The organism is Dietzia maris (assembly GCF_014144855.1).
In the GTDB taxonomy this organism is placed as follows: domain Bacteria; phylum Actinomycetota; class Actinomycetes; order Mycobacteriales; family Mycobacteriaceae; genus Dietzia; species Dietzia kunjamensis.
In genome coordinates this window covers 1-4,695 of the sequence record NZ_JAALDN010000362.1, presented here as the reverse complement: position 1 = coordinate 4,695, position 4,695 = coordinate 1, and the positions used below count along the sequence as shown (strand labels likewise).

The 4,695-nt window shown below is 71.3% G+C and carries 6 protein-coding genes; 2 read left to right on the top strand and 4 right to left on the bottom strand.

Annotation, left to right across the window (positions count from 1 at the left end; translation table 11 throughout):
- Positions 1–410 precede the first annotated feature (410 nt).
- The gene (locus tag G6024_RS11995; protein WP_069389921.1) at positions 411–980 is read right to left on the bottom strand and encodes a DUF1697 domain-containing protein; all 570 of its coding nucleotides are present in this window, start codon (positions 978–980) and stop codon (positions 411–413) included.
- 49 nt (positions 981–1,029) lie between these two features.
- On the opposite strand from G6024_RS11995, the gene G6024_RS11990 reads away from it, so the two are divergent.
- Positions 1,030–1,470, top strand: a complete 441-nt coding sequence (locus tag G6024_RS11990; RefSeq protein ID WP_069389930.1) for an SRPBCC family protein — start codon at positions 1,030–1,032, stop codon at positions 1,468–1,470.
- On the opposite strand, the gene aroD is transcribed toward G6024_RS11990, so the two are convergent.
- Both aroD and G6024_RS11980 read right to left on the bottom strand, forming a co-directional pair.
- Positions 1,467–2,246, bottom strand: coding sequence for a type I 3-dehydroquinate dehydratase (aroD, locus tag G6024_RS11985; protein WP_069389922.1), 780 nt, complete (start codon positions 2,244–2,246; stop codon positions 1,467–1,469). The two genes, G6024_RS11990 and aroD, sit on opposite strands and share 4 nt — an antisense overlap.
- 38 nt (positions 2,247–2,284) lie before the next feature.
- Positions 2,285–2,767 carry a DUF4262 domain-containing protein gene (locus G6024_RS11980; RefSeq protein ID WP_069389923.1) on the bottom strand — a complete coding sequence of 161 codons (483 nt, stop codon included), beginning with the start codon at positions 2,765–2,767 and terminating at the stop codon, positions 2,285–2,287.
- Positions 2,768–2,957: 190 nt separating this feature from the next.
- On the opposite strand from G6024_RS11980, the gene G6024_RS11975 reads away from it, so the two are divergent.
- Positions 2,958–4,094, top strand: a complete 1,137-nt coding sequence (locus tag G6024_RS11975; RefSeq protein ID WP_069389924.1) for a patatin-like phospholipase family protein — start codon at positions 2,958–2,960, stop codon at positions 4,092–4,094.
- A gap of 11 nt (positions 4,095–4,105) precedes the next feature.
- Here G6024_RS11975 and G6024_RS11970 read toward each other — a convergent pair.
- On the bottom strand, positions 4,106–4,695 hold a 590-nt coding region (locus G6024_RS11970; RefSeq protein WP_159148793.1), incomplete at its 5' end, for a DUF732 domain-containing protein.

Below are 4,695 nucleotides of genomic sequence, written 5' to 3'. Positions count from 1 at the left end.
CCGTCGGCACCCGCGCCGCCGAGGTGGACACGGACGTCGCGCCCGCGTCCCCGGGCGCGGGTTCCTGCGGGTCCGACGAGCACCCACCCAGCGCGAGGGCCGCCAACAGCACGGCGGCCAGCGCGACGGTAGTGGATCCGGTGGGCGGGCGGTGGGACATCGCTCGCAGTCTGCCACGGGCAAAGGGTTGCGTCCGAGCACGTGTGCAGAGGATCCTGTCTGCGGAAGGGAACCCGGCGCAGGCGGAGAGCCCGCACGCCACCCCTCCCACAGAAGGAGCGTGACCGATGCCCCCGTTCGACCTCTCCCAGCTGCAGGCCATGTGGGACGGGATCTTCCCCGCGATCTTCGGGCCCCTCGCTGCCTTCGTCGACACGATCGGCGCGTCCGTCCAAGGGCCCTGACGCGTCTCAGCCCACCGCGAGGATCTTGTGTAGCGTCCGGAGGTTCCTGCTCGTCAGGTGACGGTCATGCGCTAGGTTGCCGGAGGCCTTGCCGGCGGCCGAGTTCAGCGTCGCCCCCTTGGGAACCCGCCAGTACACGCACCCTGATCCCGCTGTCACGACCTCGGTGCCGCCGGGCTCGATCGCCGCGCCCATCGCCTCGGCGACCGCCCGGGTGACCGCCGGGTCATCGGAGAACACGACGTAGTCGTGGTGCTCGTCGAGCGACTCGAACGGGTACGCCGCCACCGCCTCCTCGACCGCATCGCGGGTGAGGACCTGCACCACCGCGTCGTAGCCGAACCTGTCGGCGTAGGCGGCTTCGAGCACCGCCCGGAGTTCGTCCTCGGTGCGTGGGTCGGTGAGCACGACGTTCCCGGTGGCGAGGACGGTTCTCACCTCCGTGCAGCCCGACTCCTCGGTGCAGGCCCGCAGGTCCGCCATCGCGATCCTGGCCGACCTGCCCACGTTGATCCCCCGCAGCAACGCGACCTTGCGGTCTGCGCTCGACCCGCCGGGACCGGCTGCGGCGATCATGGACCGATCCTCGCACCACGGGCGGGCCGCGAGGGTAACTTTGGCGACCATGGCAGTGTCAGTGAAGTCAGTGACCACGATCGAGGCCGGCATCCCGGAGATCATGGAGGTCCTCGCCGACGTCGAATCCCTCGTCGACTGGTCGGAGGCCCACCGCGAGGTCGAGATCCGCGAGGCCGACGACGAGGGGTGGCCGATCGTGGTGTGGGAGAAGATCGCGCAGTACGGCGTGACCGACGAGATGGTCGTGCGGTATGAGTGGTACGACGGCGAGGTGAGCTGGTCGCTCGTCGAGAGCAGCACCCAGAATGTGCAGAACGCGCGTTATGTGCTGACGGACAAGGGCGACGGCACCACCGAGGTGGTCTTCGACCTCGAGGTGGACCTCAAGATCAAATTTCCCGGAGTGATGCTCAAGAAGGCCCAGAAGCACATCGCGGACGTGGCCACCTCCGGCCTCCGCAAGGAGGTCCTGCGGCGCTACGGCTAACCCAGCAGATCGAGCGCGGCCCGCACCCCGACCGCCGGCAACTGCCCCGGCGCCGAAGCCGCGCCCACGGTGGCGAAGGTGGCCGCCGATCCGAACGTGCCGCCGCCGATACGCGTCACCGCCCCGAGCGCGCCCATAGACATGGTGATCAGCGGGATACCGGCGACGCGGTGGCGACTCTCGGTGGCCGCGATCAGCGTCACCACGTCGGCCGCCGAGCGGGGCATCACGGCGATCTTGGCCACGTCCGCCCCGGCGGCTTCCATGGCCTCCAGTCGAGCGACGATCTCCGCGGCCGGCGGGGTGGCATCGAAGTCGTGGTTCGACGCCACCACCGAGGTGCCGTGCGCGTGGGCCGCCTCGATCGCCCGTGCCGCCCGCGGGTGCCTGTGCTCGACGTCCACCGCCGCCACCAGGCCGGTCGCCGCGAGAGATGCGACCAGCGCGATGTAGGCGTCGTCGGTGATCCCGGCACTACCGCCCTCGGCCGTGGTGCGGAACGTGGCCAGGATCGGGGTGTCCGGAAGCAGCCCGGCCAGGGCCTCGAGCGCTGCCACCGCCGGGCCGGGATCGGTCGACGTCCCGGCCTCGGCGGCGGCCGCCCCGGACCGGGCGGGGGCGGGCTCGTAGAGGTCGACCCGCCACTCGACGAGATCGACCACGGGATCGTCGGCCAACGCCGCGGCCTGCTGCTCCAGTTGCGTGAGGTCGCCGGCGGTGATCGGGACGATGATCGACGGCGAACGCGCATCCAGGTGCAGCTGGTGACGGGGCATGGTTAGACCCTACGACGACCCTCGCCGGGCCCGGACCGTCAGCTACACCCCTCGCAGGGGCACGGCCGGCGGGCCGGGATCAACTCCAGCGCGGCCAGGCCCCCGGTTCCGGAGGTGCGGTAGTACCTGCCCGCCCAGCGCAGGGTGCGGGACGGCCGGCGTACGGGGACCAGTTCCCAGGTCGGGCCGCCGGAGCCCTCGCACAGCAGGTGCCCGGCATCGAAGACCTGGCCGGCCAGGACGGTCTCGCCCCACCGGCCCAGCAGATCGGCGGTCTCCCGCGCCGCCAGGCCCCGCACGAGCAACTCGGGGTGCCCCAGATCCGTCAGTCCGATGGTGTAGCCGAACCTGTCGTCCGGAGGAAGTGGTGTGGCGGCGCAGTCGCCGCAGTCGCAGCCCTCGCCGACGTGGACGACGTGCATCCCGGAGCGCTCGACGTTAGCGGCGACCCGCAGCATGTCGCGGTCGATGGTGGGGGCGTAGGCGGAGCCGGTACGGGGCGGGATGGCGGTGTGGGACATGGGATCTCCTCTGTGCGGGTGTATCGGGCCCGGTGCCCGGCGTCGAACAGGTGCTCGATGCGATGCTGACGGTAGATCCCACCTACGACACGGACCGTGGAGTTGACGTCCTGTACCCGGACGGGACGGGTGCACACTGGGGGCGGACACGCGGGGGACGCGTGGTCGGACTCGACCGAAAGGGGCGCCTGTGAGGGTCGCGTTGGCACTGGGCTCGGGCGGGGCGCGTGGATACACGCACATCGGCGTGATCCGTGAGCTGCAGGCACGTGGACACGAGGTGGTCGGTGTCTCCGGGGCGTCGATGGGTGCCGTCGTGGGTGCCCTCTACGCGGCCGGCAAGCTCGACGACTTCGAGAAGTGGGTGCGGGGCCTGACCCAGCCCGCCGTCCTGCGGCTCCTCGACGTCTCCTTCGCGGGCGGCGGCGCCATCCGGGCGAACAGGATCATGGCGGTGATCGGGGCGATGTTGGACGACGTCCGCATCGAGGATCTCGAGATCCCGTTCACCGCCGTCGCCACCGATCTGCGGGCCCGCCGGGAGGTCTGGTTCACCCGCGGCCCCGCGGACGTGGCGGTGCGGGCGTCGTTCGCCATCCCCAGCGTCATCACCCCGGCGTTGGTCGGAGGGCGGTTGATCGTCGACGGTGGCGTGACCAACCCCGTCCCGCTGGAACCGTTGGCGCCCGTGAACAGCGACCTGCTGCTGGCGGTCTCGCTGACGGGGCGTCGGTCCGGGATCCGAGGGTCGACGTTCCAGGAGAGTTCGGATCCGGACGAGGTGTCCCCCGAGGCCGAGCCGAAGATCTCCCGGAGGGGTGCCGCGGCCGGGGCGAGGCCGGCGGGCACGCTGACAGGCCGGATCCGGACCGCCGCAGCGGATGTCCGCGACGGCGACCTGGTGCGACTGATCGCCGCGCGACTCGGTCAGGATCCGGCTGTCCCGGAGGACGAGGACTCATCGGATGCCGGCGGTGACGTGGCCGACGACGCGGTCGACGGCGTCTACGACGGGACGGCCGGAGTCCGGGCGCCCGGTCAGCCGTCTGACGTGGTGGAAGAGGTGGTCGACGAGGGCGAGCAGGAGGTCGCCGCCGATGCCGAGGAATCCCTTCCCGGGTCCCTACGGATCTTCGACGTGGTCACCCACACCATCGAGGCGATGGAGAGCATCGTGACGGCTTACCGCATGGCCGGCAACCGCCCCGATGTGCTGGTGGAGGTCCCCTCGGACGCGTGTTCGACGTTCGACTTCCACCGGGCGGACGAGCTGATCGCGCTGGGCCGCCGCCTCACCGCCGAGGCGCTCGACCGCGCCGGGATCTGACGGGGTCGGTCCTAGGCGCCTTCGCTGTTTTCGCTTCCGCTGTTTTCGCTTCCGCCGTTCTCGCCACCGCCGTTCTCGCCTCCGTCGCCGACGAGCGGCAGGTGCTGCGAGCAGTACGCCTTGACCGCGGCCGTCACCACTGCCGGTGCCTCGATCACGGGAGCATCGGGATGGGCGTCGTTGTACATCTGGAGCACGTCGATGTAGCCGGTGCCCTCGTCGAACGACGCGCAGGCGTCACGGCCGCGGGTGATGTAGTCCTGCTCGTCCGGCGTGTCCACGCCGACGCGTTGGATGTCGTTCAGGAACTCCTCGTCCGGGTTCGGGCTCTCGCCCCCACCTTCCTCGGAGCCTTCGGGCTGCGGGCCGTTGCCGGTCGTGGCGCCGCCCTCGCCGCCCTCGCCGCCGTCGTTCATCGCGTCACCCACCGCCGACGTGGCCTCGGCGGCGACGGACCCCACCGCGCTGGTGGCCTCGCCGACGGCCTGCTCGGCCTCGCCCTCCTCGCCGCAGGCCCCCAGCACGAGGGCCAGAGCTGCGAGGCCGGATGCGGCCGCGAGGGTGCGGGAACGGGTGCGTACGGACCGGGGTGTGACGGCCA